Consider the following 24,682-nt stretch of genomic DNA (forward strand, 5'->3'; position numbering starts at 1 on the left):
AAGGGGAGACATTCTGATTCTCCCCTTTGTATCTGCGTGTTTTTTAAATTCGATTGGGCGAGGAACAACATACCATGAGAAAATTAATAATGTGGAATGTAGTCACCCTGGACGGCTATTTTGAGGGCGAGAAAAACTGGGACTTAAGCTTTCACGGACTTGTTTGGGGAAATGAGCTTGAGGAATTTAGTCTTACTCAATTAAAATCAGCCGACATGCTTGTGTTTGGCGCGACGACATATAAAGGTATGGCTGAATATTGGATCAAGGCGGAAGAAGAAAAGACCGAAGGAGAAGTCACCAAATTTATGAATGAGATCCAAAAGGTCGTTTGCTCATCAACACTCAAAACTGCCGACTGGAACAACACTACAATCGTAAGAGATGCCGCAGTCGAAATTTCTAAATTAAAACAACAAGGTGACGGCGATATGTTTGTATTCGGTAGCGCTAATCTATCCGGATCCTTACTAAAAGCAGACTTATTCGACGAGATCCGTCTTTGTATTGCACCTACATTCTTAGGAAAGGGGAAACGTTTATTCGAGGAAGGAATTCCTAATAAAAAACTAAAATTACTTGAATCTCGTCCTCTTACAACTGGAGGACTACTTATTCATTATGCTCCGGACTAAAAGATGATATAATGAAAAACGGTATAGAGAAACTAAATCTATTCATCAACAAAGTGAATGAGTTTGCTTCGAATGACGAAGTAATTGAAGGCGTCGCAGTAGCCGGCTCATTCATTTCCAAGGAACTTGATGAATATTCTGATATTGATTTTGTCATAGTTTTGAAAGATGGAATTCAATATCAGAAAAAAGAGATGATCGGTTTCGCGAAAAATTTCGGACCTTTAGTATCAGCATTTACTGGTGAACATGTTGGAGAGAAAAGGTTATTAATTTGTCTATATGAGAACCCATTTCTTCATGTTGATTTTAAGTTTATCCAACTTTCTGAGTTAAAAGAAAGAATCGAAAATCCCGTTTTTACTTATCAGAACAACAAACAGATCCCATTCATCATCGAATCAACGAAAGCAGAATGGCCGAATCCGGATTTCCAATGGATAGAAGATAGATTTTGGGTTTGGGTACATTACGCCGGAACTAAGTTAGGGAGAGGAGAGTATTTCGAGACGATTGATTTTTTGTCATTCGTAAGAAATATAGTTTTAGGCCCTATGCTCCATCTCAAAAACAAATCGCTTCCTCGTGGGGTTAGGAAATTAGAATTCATCATTGATCCAATCGATTTGGAAAAACTAAAATCTACAATTCCGAGTTATGATTTTAAATCGATTAAGGACAGCATACTGAGTTCAGTTAAGCTATACCAAGAATTGAGATTGGTACTTTATCATTCTGAAATAAAAAACTTATCCAAAGCAGAAAACTATGCTTTGGACTATTTGAAAAATATTAGCAAATAAGCTCATGGGCGAACATGAGCATATCCGTCGAAAATTAACCTGTCGGCATCTTCTCAAACGTTTTTAATGAAGGATCGATTGGATCCCAATCTAACCCACGAACTTTGTAAGTAAGCACATGAGGTGTAAACCGACTAGGCTCATCTAAACTTCCCGCATGAACCGCAATCATGTCCGGCATTGCAGCAAAGCGAAGATAAACCGGTGTTCCGCACGTTGGACAAAAGGAGTGGATCTTAATATTACCACTGTCGCCCGCAACTTCCCAATGGGTTGCCTCTCCTGTAATTGCCATCTCGGCTCTTGCAGGAAAAGTAAGATAAGATCCATGTCCAGTGCCACTTCTAAGTTGGCAGTCGCGACATTGACAATGATTTTGAAAGACCGGTTCGTGTTTGGTTGTATAGCGGATTGCACCGCAAGCACATCCGCCAGTATAAGCTTTAGTCATGAGAGAGTTCCATTAGAACTAGACTTTGGCTTAGCGAATACATCGATGCCCTGCCCCGTTTCCAATAAAGATTTCAGACTGGAAAGAACGATCGGCCAACCTTGTTGGATTCCTTTTGCCATTCCACTACCTGCTTCTAGTTCATCATGAGTAACCGTTAGTCTCACCATATCGTCATAAGCTTCTACATTAAAAGTCACTCGGCTATAACTTTCAGGATCAGCTGCTTGTGAAGGACTTGCCCAAGTAATTACTAGACGAGTCGGAGGAACAACTTCGACAACCTTTCCTACAATATTAACTGTACGATCGTTAGCACGCACATGTTCCCAGCTAGACTCAGGTTTCCAGTCGGAAATATTTTCATGACCCCAATAGAGACGTGTAATCTCCGGCTTCATAATTGCCTCGAACACTTTCTCCGGCGTCGAACGTATATAGGTTACGTAAACAAAGCTAGTCTTCTCTTTACTCATTATTCTCTCCTTCAAGTTCCTTCTTCAGGTCATGCAACAGACTAAGTCGCTGGTGTTCGAATTTTCGCACCCAACGTTCATACACCTCGTGTAATGGCACGGGATTGATGAAATGTAACTTCTCTCGACCACGCCAAACAGTGCTGATCAGATTGGCAGCCTCAAGTATCCCGATATGCTGAGTGGTCGATTGCCGAGTCATATCAAGGTGCTGACAAAGTTGGCCTAAAGTTTGGCCATTCTTCTCGTATAGAAGATCCAACAGCTTTCTTCGTGTCGGGTCTCCCAGCGCCTTGAAAACATTATCAGCATCCATTCGTTACGTTTGTAAAAAAATAATATGCAGGCATTCACCTGCATGTCAAGTAAAATATCCGAAAAATTACCGACCAATAGATTGATAAATGAATCAACCATATGGACAATAGCGGCGGCTATTACGGACCTAACGGAGGAAGCGGAAAATGGCAGTGAAACGAATGGACAATGTCGGCATCGTCGTGGAAGACCTTCCAGCCACGATTGCTATATTCCAAGAGATAGGTTTAGAGTTAGAAGGACAGATGAGGATCGAGGGATCCTGGGCAGATCATGTCGTAGGGCTTGAAGGAATGCAAGTCGACATGGCAATGATGAAAACACCCGATGGGCATAGCAGATTGGAATTGTCTAAGTTTATAAAACCGAAGGCAATCAGCCGGGAACCGAAAAATTCTCCTTCCAACACTTTAGGTTATCTTCGTGTAATGTTTGCAGTCACAGATATCAAGGACACAGTCGCTCGTCTCGAAACTCATGGAGTAAAACTAGTCGGCAAATTGGAACAATACGAAGATAGTTATCTTCTATGTTATTTGCGAACCCCCGAAGGTTTTATCATCGCATTAGCCGAAGAACTGAAATAAGATCTTAATGATTAAAAGAAACGTTTAAAAACAAAAAAGGTATTGGATCAAAATGGAAAATTCGAAAGTTTTCGCAATGTCTTTCTCAAAAGTTTATCCTATGTATATTCAAAAGGCAGAACGAAAAGGACGAACTAAAGCAGAAGTAGATAAGATCATTTATTGGCTTACCGGATACGATTCTAAAAGTTTTCAAAAACAACTTAAGAATGAAGTGAACTTCCAGGAATTTTTTGATCAGGCACCTCATTTAAATGATAATGTTTCACAGATCAAAGGAGTAGTTTGCGGCATTCGCGTAGAAGATATAGAAGATAAACTTATGCAGAAGATTCGTTACTTAGATAAGTTGATCGATGAATTGGCTAAAGGAAAGGCCATGGAAAAAATATTACGCGGATCTGTTTAGTGGATCATTTTGTTTAGATTGGAAGAAGGCCACAGATAGTTGAATCCTTAGCCACGTGCTTGCATGGGCGAACATGCGCCCATGCAACGTGGCAAGTGCCTAAAATTTTAGCCCTTTCTTGTGAGTTCTTCCAATAGTTTATCGAGCACTATGCAGATATCTTTCCAAGCCTCGACTGCGCCAATCTCCATCTCACGTACTTCTGCGGAAGCGAATTTAACCGCGTGAGTCAAAAGAGTTAGATTGCCTTCAGTTGTGAAGGTGCGAGACTCTACGGTAGCATCCGGATTGGTCGGGCCTTCCGGATTAAACGTGGACATATCAGTCGCATAATTTTCGTTATTCGCAAATTTCTCAGGAACAATCACTTCCAGGAATTTTCCATAAACGCCCATTTGGGTACCTTTTTGATCCACAAAGACGTACAGGTAATTGCCGCCAACTCTAAGATCGTTTTCTATCTTTTCGAGAGTCCAACCCTCTGGGCCAGTCAACCAACGGCGCATTAGCTCGGGTTTCGTGAAACAGTCGAATACCAATTGACGAGGCGCGGCAAAATAACGTGTAGCGACAACTTCTCTTTCGCCTCGAAGCTCTACCTTCAGTTCTTTTAGATCTGCTTTCATTTCTATTCATCTCCTATTGTTTGCATCGTCTTCAATTCTTCGAGTAGCCCATCGAGTACTAGATAACGTTTTTCCCACATCTGGCGATACTTCTCAATCCAATCCGTCGCTTTTTTGAGCGGCGCAGTTTCAAGCCTGCGAGGGCGCTCCTGGGCGCGGATTGTAGTCGAGATAAGGCCCGCCTCCTCCAAAACTTTTAGATGCCTTGAAATGGCCGGCTGGCTCATTTTAAAGGGTTTGGCAAGCTCCATGACCGTTGAGTCACCTTTTGCGAGACGCATAAGTATCGCGCGGCGAGTTGGGTCGGCAAGCGCGGCAAATGTAGAGTCGAGATTTTGCATATCAAGTTTATTATATAATTATCTAGTTATATAATAAAGAAATGTCAATCTTTTTTTGCGGTTTCTTAATCAAAGATAGAACTATAATTTGTGGAATTAATGGGTATTCGGGCCTTTGCGAGCCCGGAGCGCAATATTAGAGCCTCTCGTATCGTCGCCGAAACTCTTCGTTCGGGATCCGATCTTCTCCGGATCGTCGAAGATCAGGCAAAAGCCCGTTTACAAAGTACATTTCAATCTCTCCTTTGTTTTTAGCTGGTATGGCACCTCTGTATTCACAATCGAAGAAATCCTTTACTAGTTCATATGTAGTACCGGAAATATTAATACGACCAGGAATGCCGGACGATTCACATCGACTCGCAGTATTGACCGTGTCGCTCCATACGTCATATGCGAACTTCTTTTCGCCGATTACGCCTGCTATTAGATCACCTGAATGAATCCCAAGTCGAAGCTCCCAATATTGTAGGCCCTGATTTGTTTTGATCTCTTTCATTTGATTCATGAATGCTTGGATTTCCAGAGCGGCCATCACACAGTCGACGGAGTGTGTAGCATTTGATTCAGGGATACCACCAGCAAACATGTAGCTGTCCCCGATTGTCTTGAGCTTCTCTAGATTATGCCTTACCATTACGCTATCAAAATAAGAGAAACAACGGTCTAGCTCTGCGACAAGTTCTGTTGGAGATAGAGTTTCCGCGATCTGAGTAAAACCTTTGAAGTCGGTAAAACAAACCGTTGCACTACGATGCAGTCGAGGTTCGGAAACTCCCTTCTCTTTTAACTCTTGGGCAATTTCTTCCGGTAATATATTAAGAAGTAATTGCTCGGACTTTTTATGTTCTTCAGTCAACTTTGCTTCTGCCGTATCTACCGCCTTTACAAATTGGTAAACAACCAGAACAAAAGTAAAACATAGCAATATCAGAGGAGGCATAAGATACTCGGCTGGCACTACCCATCTCGGCGGACCAAATATCGCATGCCCGCCTAAAACTTTATAATAATACTGGGTAGAAACAAAAAGCCCTAAAGGCAAAATAGAGATTATGATCCTTACAGCATTAAACTTCTTAGAGATCATTAGAAATGACAAAGTAGAAGTAAGTAAAAACCCTAAATATGCGGGATCATCCGCTTGAGACATTGTCAGTGCTAAAAGGTGATAATTAACTGCGATTAATGTAATTACCGCAGATAAATTATAATAACGTAATCTTAATAAATAAAATGCAATTAGCACCGGAATGATAAGAAGGAAATAATGGATAAAAGAGAAAGTATGGGTTTCAGGAGGTTCATTAAAATAGATTGAGACTGTTAGCAGTGTCGGGATCACAATCATACTCAATTGAGTGTAAAATGTAGTTCGGACCGGTCTTGCTTCGGATTCAGTCAAACCACTAGTGATTTTTTTACTTTGAAACCAATCTCGTATCGTATCATATATATCAGTTACCCTTTTCATTCCTTCATTCGCCTTCTTTCTATCCTTTCAAAAAATCGGTTCTGCTTCAAACGAACTCAAATAGTTCCGCCTAACGCGCGAGATCCTGTAACTGTTTCACCTTCTGATCCTTCTCAGGAGACTCATAGGCTTTCAAGGAGAAAGTATTCAGATTATACTCCTTAGTAGTATAGTTTTCCTTATTATAAGGACCAACTAACTCTTTATCAGGCTCAGTAGTTTTTGCTGCAAGGATCCTTCTCATTCCTTCTTCTCCTTGCCCGAACCAATCTGGATCTACAGCAAGATTTACCCTATGACCTCTCAATTGGGTCAAGGCATAAGGGCCCTCGTATCCACTTTCTCGGATCAATTTGCCGAAAAACAAAAATTCGACTTCTTGCCTTCCTGCATTCAATTTTCCATCGAAACTTGCCCAAGCTATTGGATCCCCATTTCCGGCATTCACAAGATTAGCTTCTAAATGATAGGTCCCAGCCTTGAATACGTTTACTCCAGTCTTTACGCTCAACGAGCCATCTCTTGGAACATCTAGAAAATATCCGCTCCATTCTGCAGGTTGGTAAGGAGAAGAGAAGAAGGAGGATAGGACTTTGCCCTGCTTCTTCTCCTTAGCGTATTCAAACTCTACCTCCAGGAACATATCTCCCCAATCCTTGTAGGTGGGCCTCCATTCGAATGTGAAAATATTATCCTTAGCATGAGCATCCCCATCTATACCCTTGTCATTTCCGTCGGGAGGAAGAGCCACAAATTTGTTTCCGTCGAATTCTTTCCAAAGTTTTACATTACGGATATTTAATGGGACTTTTTCAAAATTGCTCGTATTGAAACATTCCAAAGTGATATGAAGAGGGTCCTTCACACCTATCGCTGCCCATTGTAAAGGTTGTAATTTACAGGAGTACCCGTTTGGTTTTTTATCCTCAGGTTTATCCACCATTGCGATAGGAGAAAGTTGGATAAAATAAGGGTTCGTGAGATCTTCGTTGAACTTGCTCAAAGGCCTTGAGTTAGGCGGATATTCCGACCATTCTAAATAATCTTTTAAAATTTTTTCCGGAGGAATAGACTCATCCAAACTTTCCAAAAAATTTGGATTCTCCGATGCAGAACTACCACCTGGTGGACTTCCTTTCGCCATCCATTCTGCTTTTGCTTTTTTCTCTTCTTCTGATAAAAACCAACCGTTCTCTTCAGCTTCATCCCTTAATAGATAGAAAACCAAGGCAGCCGCTATAGCAATGCCAAGGTAGATAAAAATTTTTTTTTGACTCATCTCTAATTTTTCAATGCCCAGTACAGGCTCACCTATATATGAAATGCGAGACCATTCTCAACCTTTATTTTAAGAATCCCTAAAGAAGAAATTCGCTAACCCTTTTGGACTAATTTTATTAGAACGAATTCTTTTAGGTCTTATTATTTGATTTGGCAATCTTCTTATTTTCCACTTACAAATCTTGTAACAATTGTTTGGAAATAAATTGTAACTAACACTGCATGCTATTGTAGCGATTGCTATATATTATAATTTGATAATATGCTTATCTGTTTGTATTCATTTTTACATTCTACCCGTTATATTAAAAAAAGTCCAATCACTTGACTCAAAAAGCCGCTTACCCCATACTTGTAGACCGGGAAAATCAAAAGCTATGGTTTTGGTTTTCCCAAAAGATCGGAGAATAGAGAAGATGAAAAATTGGAAAAGTATGGTATTGGGATGTGTTTTCGCATCGTTATTTGTTGGCTCACTTTCTGCGCAAACCTATACGGTTTTCATTCACGGAAAGTCTGACAGCAACCACAACGGAGTGGGAACTACTGACGTGAATAATTATTGGGGAAGTGCACCGAACTCTGTGTCCGGAAGCAAAATTTTCGTTGGATACGACGGAACTTCTGACCCAAGAAATTATGGATCGGCAAGAGCTCAGACCAATATCACTACGGGCTTGAATACATATTGCAAGGGATCTAACTCCTGCAAGATCGTATGTCATAGCGCGGGTTGTTATGCGATTGAGTATTGGTTATCTAGCTTAGGTGGAACTACTTCTAGCAAAGGTTATAATGTAACTAAAGTTACTGCTTTAGCTTCTGCATCTGGTGGATCCGAACTTGCTTCTGCTCTGAATGGTATTACATTCGGATTTGGAGGTAACGCAATGGACAAATCCCTAATCGTTGGAACTGCTCGTGGAGCTTACAACCACAACAACACTGCAGGTATCACTGTATACCAAGTACCAGGTTATAAAGGTATGGCTGGTGCATCACTGATTCTTCCGGGCGAGGACGATTACGCAGTCGCTTTCCATTCTTCCTGTGCTTATAACAAGTCGGGCGGAGTTAGCGTTTGCCAATCTTCGTTGACTCAGAGCGAAGGTATTTGGCCGTTCAACTCGAACGTAACCTATACTCAGTTCCAAGGTCACACGAGAGCTCCTTCCGTAGGATCCTCAGGATTATACTTGAACCACAGTGAATTGAAAAACGAAGGCTGGAGATAATCCAATCCAAAGTAGCGCGTCGAAAAACCGGCGCGCTATCGTTTATGAAAATCTTAACCGTCTTACTCCCCTTATTAATATTCCACTGCTCACAAATCCAATGGAGACCCGCAAGCCTTGCGATCGAAAGAGGATGGTCCGAAACCGGCAAAAATATAATCCAAACAGAAGTGATCTATGAAGAAAAGGATGCGTGGAATCCTTTGAGTGGAACCACTCACAAAAAGAATTACAGAACTAAATTCAGAATTTATGAAATATCGGGAACCGGAAGTGATTCCGGAGATCCTCCGATATATTCTTACGAAATAGGCTCTTGGACATTGCCGGGATCTGTTTATTTTCATTCCGCAACGAATCGTTTATTTTGGATCCAAGGCGCAAATGATGAATACGGCGGGTCCATTCGTTTCCCTGCCGTTTGGTCCCCGAAAGGATTTCGATCCTTCGAACCTAAAAGTTTTCAGAGAGAAGACCAAACAATCTTTCAATTCGTACCTTCTCCGGACGGAGGAAAGGCCGCCATTATATTAGGAAAATTGAAATCGGATCTGGAGATCGAGTCCCCTGTGCTAATCATAGCGGATGTAAACGGACAATCTTCTTCTTATGATAGATCTTATTTTGAGTTCCCTTTGGCTAAATGGGAAGAAACTCCCGAGTTCAGAATCCGTTGGTCGGAAAATTCTAATCTTCTATACGTTCGAATAAAAGACCAAGTTTTTAAAACAGACGAAAAGACCAAAAAATTGGAAAATGCAAAAGAGTTTCCGGTTTGTTTTTATCCTGCTTCTAGTTTCGGACCTGTGGGGATCAGTCCGGGAGGAAGAGGTGGAGATTCGGATATCGCAAGAGATATGGAACCGCCACCGTTCAAACGTTACAAGGACAAACCCTTGGTCAAAAATTTAAATCAGACCAAGGATTGTAGCCAATAAAATCGGTTATTTTCCCGAAGCTTTAGCCTTTCTCATTTCTCTAATATATTCTATCACAGCAGGCATTACTGAAATGATAATGATAGCGAGAATTACGATCTTAAAGTTCCGTTGAACGAATTCCAAGTTGCCGAACTTATAACCGCCAAATAGGAAAATAGCGATCCAAACCACTCCGCCAACTATATTATACAAAATGAATTTAGTATAAGTCATACTCCCGATCCCTGCTACGAAAGGGGCGAATGTCCTGACGATAGGGATGAATCTTGCGATGATGATAGTCTTTCCACCGTATTCTTCATAGAATTGGTGAGCCTTCTCTAAATGTTTTTTATTCAGGAAGGGGACTTTCTCCTTTGCGAGAATTTTCTCTCCTGCCAAATGACCGATCGCATAATTGACTGTGTCTCCTAAGATCGCAGCAATAATGAGAAGCACAAGCAAGGTAGAAAGATCCAAACTTCCTCTGGCCGCAAATGCGCCTAAAGCAAAAAGTAAGCTATCTCCAGGAAGTATAGGAGTTACAACAAGGCCGGTTTCACAAAAGATGATCAAAAATAAGATCAAATAGATCCAAGTGCCATAAGCAATGATTAATGCATCCAAATGATTTTCAAGATGCAAGAAGAAGTCTAAAAGATATTTGATAGTTTCCAATTTAAGCTCCGAAGGTCAGATTCAAGGGTCCTTCGGGGAAGTCAAATGTTAGAGTGTACTTCCGGGAACAGACCTGCTTGATCTGGGCCTTGTTTATAAATTTTTGTGGGATAATTTAAACGGATTTTTTCGGAGGAAACTCCTCTTTTGTCGGGTCTAATCCTGGCATCAAATTCTACAGGATCACCTTGTTTCAGATTCTGTTTCCTAAAACGAAAAGAATAATAAAAGTCCTGAGCGTAGATCACCTTCCTGCCTGAAACCAGCAGTTTTATGTCTTTGATCAAGATCCTTGCTTTTTCCGGATTTGGATCTGTCGAAATAGATTCCACAACCCCTCTAAATCTGGTCCTGATTTTAGACAAGTTTTGGAGATCTTCTTCCATGCCTTCCATCCGTTAGGCCAATTCAAATCAAAAGTACAGTTTCGTACATTCGTTTTTCATTGTCGCCCATTCCGATTCTTAAAGATCCGGAAACGTTCCCAATCCGAACATGGTCCAACAATACACAGGTCCTACGGAGATTTATATGACCAGGTTTCAATTATTAACAAAAAGTTTGAGTTTGTTTTCCCTTCTTTCCCTGAGCTTGCTCGCGGGAACGGGTTGTTATACGAATATTCGTCCAGGAGAGGCAGGACTCAGATATCACCCGTTGACAAGCGGGTTACAAAAGGACCTATTGACGAACGCAATTTATTTCTACGCTCCATGGAACGACGTAGTATTATACCAAACCCAATGGACTTCCTATAAGGAGAAGGTAGATGTACTTACCAGGGATGATTTGACCATTAATGTTGTTGCTGCAGTCATTCTTAGACCTGTCCCGGGAGAAATTTATAATCTTCAAATAGAAATAGGTCCGGATTATTACGAAAAGGTGGTACGTCCTCAGTTCAGGACATCCGTTCGTAACGCATTATCCGCTTATAGTATGATCAAAATTTCTAAGGAAACGCCTAAGGTATCTCAGGATATTCGCCAGGCCTTGGGGGAAAAGTTAAGAGGAAAACACGTAGAAATAGACGATGTGATCATAGACGATATAGAATATAGCCGCCCCATCCTGACTGCGATAGAAGGTAAACTTACTAAAGAGCAAGAACAGGAACAGATGAAGTTCGAGATCAATATAGCGAAGAAGGACGCGGAAATCACAGTGATCCACGCAGAAGCTAAAGCAAAATCCACAGTGATTGAAGCGGAAGGAACTGCACAGGCAACTGTAATCGAAGCGCAGGCAAGAGCTAAAGCACAAAAGATGATCGCTGCACAATTGACAAAACAATATATCCAGCTAAAGGCTTTCGAAAATCCTAATACAAAACTTTTATTTGTGCCTACTGGAAAAGATTCCCTTCCTATGATCATAAATACTCCATCGGATGGTCCTAAATCGATCGATCTTCCTCCGGCAGGAGATAAATAAGGAAGAAGGTCCGTTCTTTTCAAAAATTGCGCGTGCTGAATAAAATTTGGGAAACGGTTCTGCATGAACCTTTCCCAATTCAGCGAAGCCCAACAAGAGATCATACTAGATCGTTCCAGATTTTTACAAGTAATCGCCGCTGCAGGCTCAGGAAAGACCAGTACTTTAGTAGGAGTAGTTCAAAACGAACTTTCTCACGGTACAAGCGGAGAAGAAATACTCGTCTTAAGTTTCACCCGAAAAGCAGCAGGTGAGATCAGAGAAAGAATTAAAAAGAAAACTAATATAGATTCAGTAAGAGTTCACACATTTCATGCGTTCTGCTTAAGAGCCCTGATCAACTGGCATCCTGATTTTAAAAATAGAAGACCTTCTATCCTAACCAATTCCGAAAAGAATCTATTTTTTAGAGAATGGTTCCGTAAAGAATCGGATATCATCGGCGGAATTCCTTACGAACTTTTGATCGGAAATTCTACATTACCTTCTGACTTTCCTCAGACATGGAAAAGTCCCTTATTAGAAGATTACAAAACTTTCAAACGAAAAGAAGGAAAACTAGATCTGGATGATTTAGTCACTTTGTTCTTAGATTCTTTAGAAAACGGAGAATCTTGGACCGAAATTCCGAAAAAAAGTTTAAAAAGGATCTTAGTAGATGAATTCCAAGACACCGACCCGGAACAGCTTAGATTTCTGAAATTGCTCTCGGAACAGTCAAAAATTTTGGTGGTTGGAGATGACAGCCAGGGTATATATTCATTTAGAAAAGCAGACATATTCAATTTTTTGAATTTTCCGGAAATGTTCCAGCCTTGCACCCGAAAATTCCTGAATACGAATTACAGATCTTTGCCAAAAATCGTGGATACTTCTTCCATACCTATCTCTAAAAATAAGAATAAAATAGAGAAAAAGGTAATCGCACACCGCAAAGGAAAGGCGATCGTTTCTAGGATTAAAATAGATAAGATCCCGGAATTATTTACTTATTTGGGAGAATTGTATAAGCGAAGTGGAGGAGAGTTGAAAATATTATGCCGCTCCAATCATAGGATCAGAGAATATCTACGTGCCGGCGTTCCACCCGAGTTATTACTTACGATTCATTCTTCTAAAGGTTTAGAATTTCATACAGTGATTGTGGACTTGGCCGATGGCTGGAATCTCAGGAAAGATTCTCCCGAACAAATCAAAGAAGAAGAGCATAGAGTTCTATATGTCGGACTTTCCAGAGCTAAGGATTGTCTCATTATCTTAGGTAAAAAGACAGGTTCGGGCAGAGAAACCTCTGAAGACTTATTTTTCTCTTATTTTAAGAGAGAGGTACCAATCTTCAAATCTTGAATTGCAGAATTATTTTAAATCCTGATTTTTTTCTGCAACAAAGCGGAAACGATCCGCTCTCATCTAACAATCCGTAAATAAAACCTCCTATTATAGGAAATGTAGGATATAAGATGAAAAAGAATACAGAACTGAAAGAAACTCTTGGAAGTGTAAGGGAGATTATCTCCGATAGCAGCTTCGATAATCCCACTTATTTAGGGATCGCATATTTTATCCGGGATCTATTCTTCTTCTCGGTCACGATGTTCCTACTTTGGAATGTTGAAACTTGGTATTATCTGCCATTTCTATGGGTATTTGCGGGTTTAAGCATTGCTTCTCTTTTTATAATCGGGCATGATGCATGTCACGGAGCACTATTTAAAAGTGAAAGGCTTGCATATTGGATAGGACAGATCGCAATGCTTCCTTCATTGCATGCTTATAACCAATGGGGTTATGGACATAATAGGGTCCATCACGGCCATACAATCAAAATAAAAGGTGATTTCGTATGGCATCCTGTAACTCCGGAACAATATAAAAATTTTGGAATATTCAGGAAGACTTTCCATAGACTTTCTTGGTCCGCACTCGGAGGAGGGATCTATTATCTGGTAGAGATCTGGTTAAAAGGAATGGTCCTTTTTACAGCTCCGATGAAAGAAGCTCTCAGAGATAAATTACTTATGCTCATATTTGCATTCGGTTCTGCCGGTGCTGTTTTCTATTTCGGAGGAAATACTCCTACCGGATTTGATCTAGGATTAGGAGCATGGTTTTTTCTAAAGGTATGGCTTCTTCCTTTTATTTCTTGGAACTATTTTATCGGAGTTACCGTATATGTGCATCATATTCGTCCCGAAGTTCCTTGGAAAGAAGCGGACGATTGGACCCCTTTTTACGGGCAAATGAGAGGAACTGTAAATTATCATGTGCCTAAAATACTGAACTTCTTCATGCATAATATTTTCATTCATTCTCCTCATCATGTTCACATGAAAATCCCTTTCTATAAATTGGGCCAGGCTTTGGAAGAGATCAAAGTACATTATGGAGCTTACGTGGTAGAAAGAAAATCCGTTTGGAAAGACTATATCGAGTCCACATCCAAATGTAAACTTATGGATCCTGACACTAAAAGATGGATGACCTATTCCGAAGCATTCAACGATGAGGATGAGTCAGAGCCTGAATTAGAAGCAGCTACTTAAAAATTTCAATTTTAAACGATTGGGAATTGATTTTTAAGGGAAGCCAGTAAGTCTGATTTCCAGAATGAAATTTTTCCTGATCGAATTAGAATATTTAGTACCACTCGAAAAACTAGACCAAGCGGTCCCTGCTCATAGAGAGTTTTTACAAACCTTATATGATGTTGAGACCTTTCTTCTTTCCGGACCGAAAGAACCTAGAAATGGCGGAATGATCATCGCAAAATCCGTATCTCTAGAAAAGATCAGCGAATTAATGAAAGATGATCCGTTTGCAAAACTAGGTTATGCAAATTATAAATACACTGAGTTCCATCCGGTAAAACACCAGACATTCATAAAGGATTGGGTAGAAGGTTAAAGAAAAAAACCGCCTCCCGACCCCTTTCGGAGCACGGGAAGCGGGGAGCAAAGTGATTGGATGGGTGCTAGATAGTTACCAGAGCCGCATTCGCAAGCTCGTATCCGCCAGTTTGGTCCGGATGAAAATCTTTTTTAAAGTATAGAAGCGCTGCGCTGAAAAGTTGAGGATATAAGATCCTGCCGATCTTGCGTGCAGACTTCATGTCTTGGAAATATTTACGGAATCCTACTTTCTTATCAGTGAGTAAGAACCAATGTTGTAGGCTTAAAGCATATCCCCAGAACATGAAGGATGCTACGATGAATCCCATGATCCTTAGGAAATGACTTTTAGAAACAGTTTGGAGAACATCATACGCAACAGACTTATGCTCAATCTCTTCGCAAGCATGCCAAAGAAGTAGGCTTCTCATCTCGCCGTATGCATCATCGTGAAAATTATGGCGGATAGAAATTTCAGCCATACTAGCTGTATAATGTTCTAGACCCGCAGTTACCGCAAGTTTCAGTTTTTTACCGAAGAAAAATTCGAATACAGGTAAGAAGAAGCTGAAAGCAGTCCATTTATAAACCTTTTCCATAAGAGTAATCGGTCTTCCTTGGCCTTTTAAGATCTCTAGGATCTTTTCATGTTCTTTTCCATGTTGGACTTCTTGCCCGATAAAAGATTTCACTCTGGAAGAAAGGCCAGGATCTTTCACTTGGTCTGCAAATGCTTTCACACTCTTGATAAAAAATCTTTCTCCTTCCGGAAATAAGATATGATACGCATTCACTGTATGGGTCATGAATGCATTATTTGCGATATAATGATCCGGTAAATTTTCCAGACCTTCGAAATTCATCTTACGAACTGTAGGAGAATTCGCATCTATCGATTTTAAATTTTTATTCTTAGTTTGGATACTCATTGTATTCTCCTCTTAAATAGTTGCTAATGCAGCGTTTGCCAGATCGTAACCGCCGGTTTGGCTCGGATGGAAACCGGGTTTGAAGTATAGGAGTGCTAATTTTCCTACTTCAATAACGATCAATCTTGCGTAAGAGCCTGCAGAAATAAGGTCCGAAAAATATCTTTTGAATCCGATCTTAGGATCGGCAAAAATAAACATATGTTGTAGAGTAAATGCATAACCCCAAAACATAATAGAGGCTACGATAAACCCAAACGTTCTTAAAACATAACTTTTGGAAACTGTCTGAAGAACATCATACGCTACAGACTTATGCTCTATCTCTTCACACGCATGCCAAAGAAGTAGATTTCTCATTTCCCCTTCTGCTTGCTCGTGAAGTCCGAATCTTAAAGTAACTTCTCCCAAGGAAGCGGTATAATGTTCTAAACCTGCAGTTACTGCAAGTTTCAACTTTTTACCAAAGATAAATTCTAAAACAGGCCAGAAAAATCCGTAAGCAGTCTTATTATAAAAATTCAGGATCTTAGAAACCGGACGCCCTTGTTTCGCCAACATATCCAGAGCTTTTTCATGCTCTTTCCCGTGTTGAACTTCTTGTCCGATAAAACCTTTAATACTATTTTGTAATGCAGGATCCTTCACTTGATCCGCAAAAGCTTTTACACTTTTAATAAAAAATCTTTCTCCTTCCGGAAAGATCACATGGTATGCATTCACCGTATGGGTCAGGAAGGAATTCCCTGCCACGTAATAATCTGATAATTGGTCCAACCCTTCGAAGTCCATCTTACGAACGCTTGGAGAATCGCCGTTGATCGGCTTAATATTCCGTTCTTTTTTTTCTGCCTTCACTGACATTTCTATCTCCCCTGTTTTTTTCGGGTTTCGTGAGACTTACTATAAACCTTTCCAAATCGATTCGCCTGCCGATCTCGGAAAACCCTTGCCGATTTCGAAATCAGCCAGAAAAAGAATAAGATTTCTTCCAGAAATCACTTTTTATAACGATTGTTTTGCTAAAAATCAGCGATTGAAAAAGCAAATTCCGGCAAAAACGGACCTTCTTCTTTTTCAAAAAATATGTGGAGAAGCTTTCTTTTAAAGAAGATGGAGACTTCTTCCTTGAGGCTTTGGAAATAACAAAGGCTTTACGCTGTGCTTTGAGCCTAAATACTGGCGATTACCGGGGGATTAGCTCAGCTGGTTAGAGCGCTACCTTGACATGGTAGAGGTCACTGGTTCGATCCCAGTATCTCCCAGGGTTTTATTCCCTTCCCCGCAATACTTCCGTTAAAAACAAAAAAGCCCCCGAAATCGGAGGCTTTTTGCATCTTAAGAAATATAAGAAAGGATCAGTCTTTTAAGAAAAGAGGAAGATTCGCAGGCATCTTGAATCCTGTTACACTTGCCAGGTCCTTTTTGATCTGCTCTCTTACCATTTTATCGTGTTCGACGAGTAGGGCTTCTCTCAGAGAATATTCTCCTGCTTTCAGGTCGACTTCTCCCACTGCAATGGATGTTCTATACCGAACTAAAGGAGATTCATCTTTTAAGAAAGCACACATATCGTAGAACTTCTGGTTCGCTATACGATTGATGTATACGATCGCGTTTAAGATCGCAACTTTCGCAAAAGGATTTTTTTCCTTATCGATCGCTGAGTTTAATTGGCCGAGAGTTTCCTTACGATTCAGATTTTTCAACCCGTCCGCTGCGGAAGCTCTTACGTAAAAATTCGGATGGTTTAAAGCATTTACGATCGCTTCTTGATTTTCCTTAGTATAAGGAAGAAGTCCCACATTTCGGATAATCTCTCCGGTAGCGATCACCATATTATAACCGTCTGGTGAACTGAATGCAGGATAATCCCCTTCCTGAACGGTAGCGGAGATCTTTTTAAATTCTTCCAACATTCCTGGCCCGGCAACATCGGACTCCATTGCTCCCAGTGCTTGGGCGATGGTGAATTTTAAAGTGGGGGAATTCTCTTCCGATTTAGGAACGTTCGGATTTCCCTTCAAGGCCTTCAAAAGAGGGCGAACCGCGAGCTTGCTGCTTACGAATTTTAGATAATCCGCAGCCTGGATCCTTTCTTCTAGGTTTCCACTCTGCAATTTTTCGACTTGGTCGTAAAACAATTGGTCCAACTTCTCATAAATCTGCTCTTTAGCAGAGAGTTGAGTAGTTAGTGATACTATGATTCCGAGGATTAGGATTCTTACGGTCGACATGGGTTCCCCCTATGTTGTTTATCGGATTTAATAAGTTCGATCTTAACTTTAGGAAGCCGCAAATCCCCTTATAAGGACTCGGATTCCTTGACTCTTTCCGCAATCTTGCGAATTTTCTCCGATAGATCCTCGACAGCCAATTCCTTTTCGCCGCCTTCTTCCAATTCTCGACCCACTTTTTTGAGGTCTTCCTGGATCTGTTCGCTGTTTTCACTGGCTCTTTGTGCCAAATGGGTGAGTAGGTCTTCGCGGTAACTTTTCACCTCTTCCAGTCGAAGTTCTCCCAAAGCTACCATACTCTGTAAGATCCTGTCCATTTTTTCCTTGGTAAGATAGGCGAGACCTATACCTCCCAGGACCAAACGGCCGAATAATGCGCTGATATCTTTGCCCGTTTCTCGGATCAGGGCTGAAAGCATATAATTGGAGAATTCTTCGTTTCTTTGACCCAAACTTACTTTAAGAAAGGTCTGGCCTAGGATTTTAGGGGTGATATCCTGACCGCTCATATTATCGATTACTTTAATCTCTTCGCCCGCGATGATCATCTCGGCGACATCTTCTAGAGTAATCGTTTTGCTGGTTTCGGGATCGTACAACCTTCTGTTTGCGTATCTTTTCAGAACTTTCATTCTTGGTTTTGCTCGTAATCAACGCTTTCAGGACAAGCCTGCAAACTTGTTTTTCTTTCCGATTCCCCTTTCTAGTTGCGGGTTTTCCGCAATGCACCAATTCTAGGATCGGATGAAAATCCCCAAGGTCAAGGAAAAAACCCTTCCTTTGCAAAGAGATGAACTTACTATCCGATGCCTTACTTCTGCACCGACTTAGCTCGGATGAACAAGAGTTCCTAGTCGCTTTGTTAAAGTGGAAAGGAATAGATCATCTTGAATGGGTAAGAAGTTCCGGATTCCCCTCTTCTACTAAAGAAGTTTTAGTTTGGAAGAAGGATGCAAGTCCCGAAGATATCCGTTCCGCTCATGATTGGTCCAGAGAAGTTTGCTTGATCGGAAGATTTGATACGGAAGGAAAAAACTCTTTCGTGAGAGCCGGAGCAACTCGTATCTATGATCTGAATTCATTTGCATTGGAAGAATTTCCATTCTTCAAATTTTCAAAACCTTTACATCCGGAGATGGTAGTACTTACCCAAAGTTCGGAACTTTTTTCCAAATACAGATCTCTGCTTAGAGCCTGCGGATCAAATGCACATTGGTGCAAGGATATATTAGGACTTCCTAATATACTAAAAGAAACCAAGCCGGGAGTTCTAGTATTGGATTCCGAATCTTTTTCAATTAGAGAACTTGTTCCTAAAATGAAAGGCCTTTTAGGAACTCCGTATTTTCCTCTTAGCTTTTGTCTGATCGATTTTAATAAAGAAAATGTGTACCAAAATTTGGCGACCGGTTTGAAAGATATCGCTAAGGCTTTTTTTGAACCTAAGGACCTTCTACTTTTTTTAAGAGATAGACTGGCCCTTGCCTCTCCTCCTAAAGATTCATTTTTCCAAGCGATCGATTGGTCCGGAAGCCCCAGAAATATCAGAGAATACGAGTTTCCTAATGTTCCGGACGGAATGTTAGAGAGAGCGGAAGCTGCCTATTTGTACAGGATCCGCCGTTTATTTTTATGGATGGGAGAAGGAGCAAATCGAGGAACTGAGATCTCTGCTTAAGCCCCGGTTTCCGATTGTAATTTATCGAAAACTTGCAAGAACAGATCTACAGGTTGTGCACCTGAAACCGCATACTTCTCATTAAAAATATAAAAAGGTACTCCGGTTACTCCCAACATTTTACCTTCATTTTCTTCCGTTTCTATTTGGGTAAGAAGAGAAGGATCTTTACGAACTTCTTCTAATTCGGATATTGGAACTCCAACTTGAGTGAGACTTTCTTGGATGATAGAATCATCGGAAAGATTTTTGCCTTCTGAAAAAAACTTTTGGAAGAATACTTCTGCGAGTTCCCCTTCTTTTCCGTAATTTCTGGCCTTACGAATGAGAGCGTGAAGTAAAAATGTATTCGGTTGATGGCCTTGTAAGATTTCACCAAACTGTATTCCGTCTTCTTTGGCGATATCGGAAACTCTTTGGGTCATCATTTTTACTCGATCCAAAGAACCGAATTTTCTGACCATATGTGCTTCTCTATCTTCTCCCTGTTCAGGAAGATCAGGATTTAATTGGAATGGTTTCCACTCGACGACAATCTTGTCTTCAGGGTGATTAGATTCCCAAGACTCGATTGCCTTCTCTAATCTTTTTTTACCTATATAACACCAAGGACAAACTACGTCCGAATAAATTGAGATACTAGTTTCCAATGCCTTCCCCTGTAATTCTTAGACTTACAAGGCCTGCGAAAATCGCATTCTTTTTTTGGGATAAGGAGACGAATTAATCTTCGTCTAGAAGTTCTGCCGCTTCTATCTCTTCCAGGCCCCTATTCGGAAATGCCTGCTCGTAGAATAATGCAGCAAATAGATCAAAGTCCTCGTCGGCAGGTAGATTTTTTTTCTCCCAGTATTCGTTCCTTCTTTTGATCAGGATAGAAATTGTCTCATCTTCTAAGGAGAATTCCTTTCCGCCTCTGTTCATTCTACGAATCAACCAATTTAGATTATGGATAAAAAAGTTTCCTGTGAATTCTAAAGTAGATAGAGAAGGTTCCCTTTTCATTAGATTTTCAGTATGGTAAAGTGGAACTCTTAAATAATAAGGATCTTTGGTTTGTTGGTATTGTTTGAATCCGTTGGAAATAGACTCAAAGAATGGCCAAGAGTTTGTATAGGAAGTTCGAATCAGTTTTTCCTTTTCAGGATGGAGCATTGCAATTTCCACAAGATCCACAAATTGATCATTCTTCAGAGCTTCTCTTAAAATAGAATCCATTGGAGCCGGTCTGGATTCAGAGTTTACAAGATAAACGTAAAGATATTTGATCTCATAGGCAAATCTGGATTCTCTTGGGATATAATATTCTATCCAAATAGGTTCTTTATAATAATTTACTAATTCTTCTTCAGGTAAGTCAGGCGTAACGCTAAGTGATTTTAACTTTTTAACGTCGTCTGTAATTACTTTTTGGCCGTGAACCCGAGTCCTGGAACGTTTGATCTGTTTCAGTTCCGTTTTGTTTAAAAGTGGTTTCGGTTTGTACGAGTCCATCGAATTGATTATCGGAAATTGGAGGGTTGAAATTCAAAGGTGGGAAGAAAGACTGATAATATTTAGGACGATCAGGACCATAAAATTCTTGCCCAGATCAGTCTTAGGAACATGCCCAAAGGGCTCATAATTCCGGATTCTGCGAATCTTACCTTTCCTTCTCCATCCAAAATATAAAAGCTAGGATAACCTCTGATCCCCCAATCTCTGAGTAACATCGGGTTTCCTACGATCACTGGAAAATCCACAGCTTGTTTTTCTAGATAATCTTTAAGAGCCGAAGAATTTTCTCCCTCTTCTACACTAATGAATGCATAATGATTTTCGTCTTTGAGTGTGGATGCATACCATTTGACCAAAGGAAGATTCGTATTACAAACTCCGCACCAAGTCGCCCAGAAATATACTACCGTGGTCTTACCTTTTATATTGGCTTTTTCGCCTATAGGAGTTCTGAATTCTTTTCCATCCAGACTCACTACAGGTTCAGTATCTAAGGCTCTAAACCAGGCTAGAAAAAAAGTCGCGGAAAGTAGAAGAGCCAATGCTCCTCCATACTGAAATCCCGACTTTACTCTTTTGTTCATGCCTTAGTTAGACCTAGACTATAACTGAAAAGGAAGACTTTGTCCGGAACCCGAATACATTATCCAAACTACGAGTAAAAGCCAAAGAAATCCCGCCACAAGGACACCCCAATCGGTTAAAATCGCCTTAGTAGGATTATGGCCCATGTTCTTGATATAGATAATGTACAAGGATCTAAAGATCGCATATACTACGATCGGGATCGTATACACCATTTTATCAGTGCCTAGATTCTCGATGGTATGAGTGCTAGTTACATACATAACATAGGTAACCAAGGTCATAGTGGCAACAATCCCCATCATCAAGTCTAGGAAGTTAACCGAATATTCTTCCAAGATCTTTCTGTGACCCTTGGCTCCTTCTTCCAAGATGATAAGCTCTCCTCTTCTTTTTCCAAAGCCCCAATAAAGAGCTAACATGAATGTGCAAAGAAGAAGCCAAGAAGAGAAACTCACTCCGACCACGATCGAACCTGCGATCGCTCTCACTACGAATCCAAAAGAAATGCTCATCACATCTAGGATGACCATATGTTTTAAGAAACGGCTATAAACTATATTGAAAATCAGATAACCGGCAACCCAGTAGAAGAAATCCGCCTGCAGTTTGAATGAAAACACCAGGGTTACAGAAAGTAAAATTGCTGTAAGTAGAAGTGCTATAGTAGGTGAGATCGCCCCGGAAGCTAGAGGCCTATGCTTTTTTTCCGGATGAAGTGCATCTTCTTTTCTGTCCAGAAAATCGTTTAGAACATATTGGCAACTTGCGGTGAGTGAAAATAGGAAGAACGCGTAAATCGCTCTTTCTACTGATTCCAGATCTCCTAATTTTTTACCGAATATGATCCCAGCAAATAGGATGATATTTTTAATCCATTGGTGGGGTCTTAAAAGTTTTATATAGGAAAATAACATTCTCTCTCCCGGTCAGTCCGCTTTAGGGGCCAGATTGATCTGAAATAGAAGGCTTGCAAGGGAATTTTGACTCTAAAATAGGAGGAGATTTCTCAGAATTTAGGGTAGGGATTATGGAAGAGACAAAAACAAAAAACTAATCTGAAAGGACTAAAATCGAAATCTTCAGTTTTTAATTTTAAGCTTTACGATTATTCATTGTTAGCTTATCAAATTTCCATTATGAACAGGAAAATCACATACAAGATCGTGGAAAGCAAGGACCCATTGACACAAGATGCATTCGATCCTTTAGGAGCTATAGGTTTTGAACTCATTTCAGTAGTTCATGATCTAAAATTGGATCGTTATATCTATTATTTCAAATTGGCGGAAGCTCACCAATTATCTTAAGGAAGAGATTATCCTACTTGGATTTTAACTCCATCGTCTTGCGCTCCTAAGGTCCCTAATCCGGAATGTCCGGTAAATGCAATCAGAAGAGTGAATACACCTACTCTTCCCACATACATAATACAAGGATATAAAAACTTTTCGACTCCAGTGATATACGGAGTTAATCCTTTTGTTAATCCTACAGTACCAAATGCAGACATGACTTCAAAAAATATTTCCTCTATTCCGTGTCTATGTCCGTTCGCGATCGTAATCACCAACATAAAGAATACGATGGATATCGTTGCTAAAAAATAGATCCGAGTGGAGATCGCGATCGAGTTTTTAGAAACTTCTTCTCCCATGATGGTCACTCTTGCTTGAGGACTGATCACGTTTCGTAAATACATTAATAGAATTACAAAGGTTGTGATCTTGATACCGCCTGCGGCTCCTTGAGGACCACCTCCCACGAACATCAAAGAACAAAGAAGAACGTAAGTCGGACTTCTCATCTCGGAAAGATCGAATGTATTAAATCCAGCAGTTCTAGAAGATACAGAAAGGAAGAAGGAATTGAATAATTTATCTACGAATCCTAATTTTCCGATGGTCTCTGGATTGTCCCATTCTGCTAAAAGGACCCCTATCCCGCCCACATGGACCAATATTAAAGTTCCATAAAGTAGAAGTTTCATCTGGATCCGATTTGCTTCTCCCTTAAGCGCCTTTCTATAAAGAGCGAGTCTTTCCTCTGCCCAGAAAGACATACGGATCAGGATGAGGTAGATCCAGGAAGGTTCTTTACCTTCTTCTAATGCTCTAGACATTAGATAGGTCTCCATGACCACTTCTACCCGATGCATTACGTTTCTAAATGCTTCGAGTAATGTTTTTTCAAAGAATAGGATAACTGGGAAGCCGATACCTCCCATCACTACTAAACTTTCTACCACTAAAAGAGCAAGTGGCTCTTTGGATAAAAATGAAAGATCGTCTACTATGGAAAATCCTGCGTTATTGAATGCAGAAACGGAAGTGAATAAACTTAAAAAAACTCGATTCGGGTCTCCCGGCAATCCGCTTAGATCTTCCGGCATTGCCCAATACAATAAAAATGCACCCAGTAACTCTATCGAAACGGATATATTCAAAATAGATAATAATATCCTTCGGACATAAGGAGCATTCTTGCTCTTTCCGTCTGCAGATTCGTGAGAGTCTATTGCCTCGAATACGAATGCAGCGATCCGAGTACTTCTGGAAAGTCCTCGCACCACCAAGATTCCAACAAGAACCGTGAACGTTATGATTCCCAATCCACCTATTTGGAATAAGAACATGATGATTACTTGGGTGGAGAATGCCAGCTCACTGATAGTAACAGTGGTCAAACCTGTAACACAGATGGAGGAAGCGGCAAGGTAGAAGGAATCGGCGTATGAGATCCTACCTTCTTCAGAAGCATAGACCATAAAAGATCCAACCAAGATCGCTCCCGCAAATGCTAGGCAAAGTATCCTTGCTACTGATAATAGCAAAAATGCCCTGGCAATTCGGTTTACGTTTCGTTTTAGGAACTTGTATGGGCTCATGTAGAAGGGAAAAACTGCCCTTCCAGAAACTATTTTGACCCCGGCAAACCCGGGCAATGAATTTCCTTGTCTTAGAAACAAACATGGATGGGTTCTGAAATCAGAATGAAACTGTGATCTATATTTTATCTAAGAACAGGTTATACGAGCCCGGATCGGCAATCTATTCTTGGAAACGATCTTTACAAACGCGGCCCTTTCCGAAAATTGGTAAGAATTAGGGTTCCTTTACCTAGGGAACCCAGTCAGATTAGTATCCATATAAAATTTTTATTCTGCTCTGCTAAAGGGCTTCAATAGGATTTTCCGTGGA

Annotated in this window: 30 protein-coding genes and 1 tRNA gene; 13 read left to right on the forward strand and 18 right to left on the reverse strand. The window is 40.5% G+C overall.

Features of this window, described 5'->3' with window-relative positions:
* Positions 1–74: 74 nt before the first annotated feature.
* A complete protein-coding gene (locus CH377_RS00565) occupies positions 75–635 on the forward strand; it encodes a dihydrofolate reductase family protein (RefSeq protein WP_100721917.1) in 561 nt (186 codons plus the stop codon).
* 11 nt (positions 636–646) lie between these two features.
* Positions 647–1,438 carry an aminoglycoside 6-adenylyltransferase gene (locus tag CH377_RS00570; RefSeq protein ID WP_100721918.1) on the forward strand — a complete coding sequence of 264 codons (792 nt, stop codon included), beginning with the start codon at positions 647–649 and terminating at the stop codon, positions 1,436–1,438.
* Between the two features lie 34 nt (positions 1,439–1,472).
* Here the strand turns inward: CH377_RS00570 and CH377_RS00575 are convergent, their stop codons facing one another.
* From CH377_RS00575 to CH377_RS00585, 3 genes are read right to left on the reverse strand one after another with little or no spacing between them, the layout of a single operon-like run.
* Positions 1,473–1,889 (reverse strand): GFA family protein, encoded by a 417-nt coding sequence (locus CH377_RS00575; protein ID WP_100721919.1) that lies wholly within the window; start codon positions 1,887–1,889, stop codon positions 1,473–1,475.
* A complete protein-coding gene (locus CH377_RS00580) occupies positions 1,886–2,365 on the reverse strand; it encodes an SRPBCC family protein (RefSeq protein WP_100721920.1) in 480 nt (159 codons plus the stop codon). Before CH377_RS00580 ends, CH377_RS00575 begins: the two co-directional genes overlap by 4 nt.
* A complete protein-coding gene (locus CH377_RS00585) occupies positions 2,358–2,681 on the reverse strand; it encodes an ArsR/SmtB family transcription factor (RefSeq protein WP_100721921.1) in 324 nt (107 codons plus the stop codon). The genes CH377_RS00580 and CH377_RS00585 overlap by 8 nt, the downstream gene beginning before the upstream one ends.
* Positions 2,682–2,829: 148 nt before the next feature.
* On the opposite strand from CH377_RS00585, the gene CH377_RS00590 reads away from it, so the two are divergent.
* Together CH377_RS00590 and CH377_RS00595 are read left to right on the forward strand one after the other, a co-directional pair.
* Entirely contained in the window at positions 2,830–3,270 is a 441-nt protein-coding gene (locus CH377_RS00590; protein ID WP_100721922.1) for a VOC family protein, read from the forward strand.
* Between the two features lie 52 nt (positions 3,271–3,322).
* Entirely contained in the window at positions 3,323–3,679 is a 357-nt protein-coding gene (locus CH377_RS00595) for a DUF2200 domain-containing protein (RefSeq protein WP_100721923.1), read from the forward strand.
* 107 nt (positions 3,680–3,786) lie between these two features.
* On the opposite strand, the gene CH377_RS00600 is transcribed toward CH377_RS00595, so the two are convergent.
* From CH377_RS00600 to CH377_RS00615, 4 genes are all read right to left on the reverse strand, one after another.
* The gene (locus CH377_RS00600) at positions 3,787–4,305 is read right to left on the reverse strand and encodes an SRPBCC domain-containing protein (RefSeq protein WP_100721924.1); all 519 of its coding nucleotides are present in this window, start codon (positions 4,303–4,305) and stop codon (positions 3,787–3,789) included.
* Positions 4,306–4,307: 2 nt separating this feature from the next.
* Positions 4,308–4,646 carry an ArsR/SmtB family transcription factor gene (locus tag CH377_RS00605; protein ID WP_100721925.1) on the reverse strand — a complete coding sequence of 113 codons (339 nt, stop codon included), beginning with the start codon at positions 4,644–4,646 and terminating at the stop codon, positions 4,308–4,310.
* A 136-nt stretch (positions 4,647–4,782) separates the two neighbouring features.
* Positions 4,783–6,120 carry an adenylate/guanylate cyclase domain-containing protein gene (locus CH377_RS00610; RefSeq protein ID WP_100721926.1) on the reverse strand — a complete coding sequence of 446 codons (1,338 nt, stop codon included), beginning with the start codon at positions 6,118–6,120 and terminating at the stop codon, positions 4,783–4,785.
* Positions 6,121–6,190: 70 nt separating this feature from the next.
* The gene (locus CH377_RS00615) at positions 6,191–7,399 is read right to left on the reverse strand and encodes a DUF4785 family immunoglobulin-like domain-containing protein (protein WP_100721927.1); all 1,209 of its coding nucleotides are present in this window, start codon (positions 7,397–7,399) and stop codon (positions 6,191–6,193) included.
* A 418-nt stretch (positions 7,400–7,817) separates the two neighbouring features.
* On the opposite strand from CH377_RS00615, the gene CH377_RS00620 reads away from it, so the two are divergent.
* Positions 7,818–8,636, forward strand: a complete 819-nt coding sequence (locus CH377_RS00620; protein ID WP_100722768.1) for a hypothetical protein — start codon at positions 7,818–7,820, stop codon at positions 8,634–8,636.
* 44 nt (positions 8,637–8,680) lie between these two features.
* The gene (locus CH377_RS00625) at positions 8,681–9,574 is read left to right on the forward strand and encodes a hypothetical protein (protein WP_100721928.1); all 894 of its coding nucleotides are present in this window, start codon (positions 8,681–8,683) and stop codon (positions 9,572–9,574) included.
* 6 nt (positions 9,575–9,580) lie between these two features.
* Here CH377_RS00625 and CH377_RS00630 read toward each other — a convergent pair whose 3' ends face one another.
* Together CH377_RS00630 and CH377_RS00635 are read right to left on the reverse strand one after the other, a co-directional pair.
* Positions 9,581–10,234: a DedA family protein gene (locus tag CH377_RS00630; protein WP_100721929.1), complete on the reverse strand. Its 654-nt coding sequence runs from the start codon at positions 10,232–10,234 to the stop codon at positions 9,581–9,583.
* Positions 10,235–10,275: 41 nt separating this feature from the next.
* Positions 10,276–10,620, reverse strand: a complete 345-nt coding sequence (locus CH377_RS00635; protein WP_100722769.1) for a hypothetical protein — start codon at positions 10,618–10,620, stop codon at positions 10,276–10,278.
* Positions 10,621–10,765: 145 nt separating this feature from the next.
* Here CH377_RS00635 and CH377_RS00640 point away from each other — a divergent pair, with 145 nt between their 5' ends.
* From CH377_RS00640 to CH377_RS00655, 4 genes are all read left to right on the forward strand, one after another.
* Positions 10,766–11,668: a prohibitin family protein gene (locus tag CH377_RS00640; protein WP_100722770.1), complete on the forward strand. Its 903-nt coding sequence runs from the start codon at positions 10,766–10,768 to the stop codon at positions 11,666–11,668.
* Between the two features lie 63 nt (positions 11,669–11,731).
* Positions 11,732–13,015 (forward strand): UvrD-helicase domain-containing protein, encoded by a 1,284-nt coding sequence (locus CH377_RS00645; protein ID WP_100721930.1) that lies wholly within the window; start codon positions 11,732–11,734, stop codon positions 13,013–13,015.
* A gap of 113 nt (positions 13,016–13,128) precedes the next feature.
* Positions 13,129–14,211 (forward strand): fatty acid desaturase, encoded by a 1,083-nt coding sequence (locus CH377_RS00650; RefSeq protein WP_100721931.1) that lies wholly within the window; start codon positions 13,129–13,131, stop codon positions 14,209–14,211.
* Between the two features lie 64 nt (positions 14,212–14,275).
* Entirely contained in the window at positions 14,276–14,572 is a 297-nt protein-coding gene (locus CH377_RS00655; protein ID WP_100721932.1) for a YciI family protein, read from the forward strand.
* A 67-nt stretch (positions 14,573–14,639) separates the two neighbouring features.
* On the opposite strand, the gene CH377_RS00660 is transcribed toward CH377_RS00655, so the two are convergent.
* Together CH377_RS00660 and CH377_RS00665 are read right to left on the reverse strand one after the other, a co-directional pair.
* Entirely contained in the window at positions 14,640–15,485 is an 846-nt protein-coding gene (locus tag CH377_RS00660) for a metal-dependent hydrolase (RefSeq protein ID WP_100721933.1), read from the reverse strand.
* A gap of 12 nt (positions 15,486–15,497) precedes the next feature.
* Positions 15,498–16,349: a metal-dependent hydrolase gene (locus CH377_RS00665; protein ID WP_100721934.1), complete on the reverse strand. Its 852-nt coding sequence runs from the start codon at positions 16,347–16,349 to the stop codon at positions 15,498–15,500.
* Between the two features lie 327 nt (positions 16,350–16,676).
* On the opposite strand from CH377_RS00665, the gene CH377_RS00670 reads away from it, so the two are divergent.
* A tRNA-Val gene (locus CH377_RS00670) sits at positions 16,677–16,750 on the forward strand.
* A 93-nt stretch (positions 16,751–16,843) separates the two neighbouring features.
* Here CH377_RS00670 and CH377_RS00675 read toward each other — a convergent pair.
* Positions 16,844–17,722 carry a HEAT repeat domain-containing protein gene (locus CH377_RS00675; RefSeq protein WP_100721935.1) on the reverse strand — a complete coding sequence of 293 codons (879 nt, stop codon included), beginning with the start codon at positions 17,720–17,722 and terminating at the stop codon, positions 16,844–16,846.
* A gap of 68 nt (positions 17,723–17,790) precedes the next feature.
* Complete coding sequence (locus CH377_RS00680) at positions 17,791–18,354, reverse strand: polyhydroxyalkanoate synthesis regulator DNA-binding domain-containing protein (protein ID WP_100721936.1); 564 nt, start codon at positions 18,352–18,354, stop codon at positions 17,791–17,793.
* Positions 18,355–18,512: 158 nt separating this feature from the next.
* Between CH377_RS00680 and CH377_RS00685 the strand changes: the two genes are divergently transcribed.
* Positions 18,513–19,400, forward strand: a complete 888-nt coding sequence (locus CH377_RS00685) for a hypothetical protein (protein WP_100721937.1) — start codon at positions 18,513–18,515, stop codon at positions 19,398–19,400.
* Here the strand turns inward: CH377_RS00685 and CH377_RS00690 are convergent.
* From CH377_RS00690 to CH377_RS00705, 4 genes are all read right to left on the reverse strand, one after another.
* On the reverse strand, positions 19,397–20,050 hold the full coding sequence (locus tag CH377_RS00690) for a DsbA family oxidoreductase (protein ID WP_100721938.1): 654 nt from the start codon (positions 20,048–20,050) through the stop codon (positions 19,397–19,399). The genes CH377_RS00685 and CH377_RS00690 overlap by 4 nt on opposite strands.
* Positions 20,051–20,123: 73 nt before the next feature.
* The gene (locus tag CH377_RS00695) at positions 20,124–20,894 is read right to left on the reverse strand and encodes a hypothetical protein (protein WP_100721939.1); all 771 of its coding nucleotides are present in this window, start codon (positions 20,892–20,894) and stop codon (positions 20,124–20,126) included.
* A gap of 71 nt (positions 20,895–20,965) precedes the next feature.
* Complete coding sequence (locus tag CH377_RS00700) at positions 20,966–21,481, reverse strand: redoxin family protein (RefSeq protein ID WP_100709061.1); 516 nt, start codon at positions 21,479–21,481, stop codon at positions 20,966–20,968.
* 18 nt (positions 21,482–21,499) lie between these two features.
* Positions 21,500–22,399, reverse strand: a complete 900-nt coding sequence (locus CH377_RS00705) for a decaprenyl-phosphate phosphoribosyltransferase (RefSeq protein ID WP_100721940.1) — start codon at positions 22,397–22,399, stop codon at positions 21,500–21,502.
* 222 nt (positions 22,400–22,621) lie between these two features.
* Between CH377_RS00705 and CH377_RS19620 the strand changes: the two genes are divergently transcribed.
* Positions 22,622–22,792: a hypothetical protein gene (locus tag CH377_RS19620; RefSeq protein ID WP_165780436.1), complete on the forward strand. Its 171-nt coding sequence runs from the start codon at positions 22,622–22,624 to the stop codon at positions 22,790–22,792.
* 8 nt (positions 22,793–22,800) lie between these two features.
* Here CH377_RS19620 and CH377_RS00715 read toward each other — a convergent pair whose 3' ends face one another.
* Positions 22,801–24,369 carry a TrkH family potassium uptake protein gene (locus tag CH377_RS00715; RefSeq protein WP_100722771.1) on the reverse strand — a complete coding sequence of 523 codons (1,569 nt, stop codon included), beginning with the start codon at positions 24,367–24,369 and terminating at the stop codon, positions 22,801–22,803.
* Positions 24,370–24,682: the final 313 nt, after the last annotated feature.

Origin of the sequence: Leptospira haakeii (genome assembly GCF_002812045.1) — a bacterium.
Lineage (GTDB): Bacteria > Spirochaetota > Leptospiria > Leptospirales > Leptospiraceae > Leptospira_B > Leptospira_B haakeii.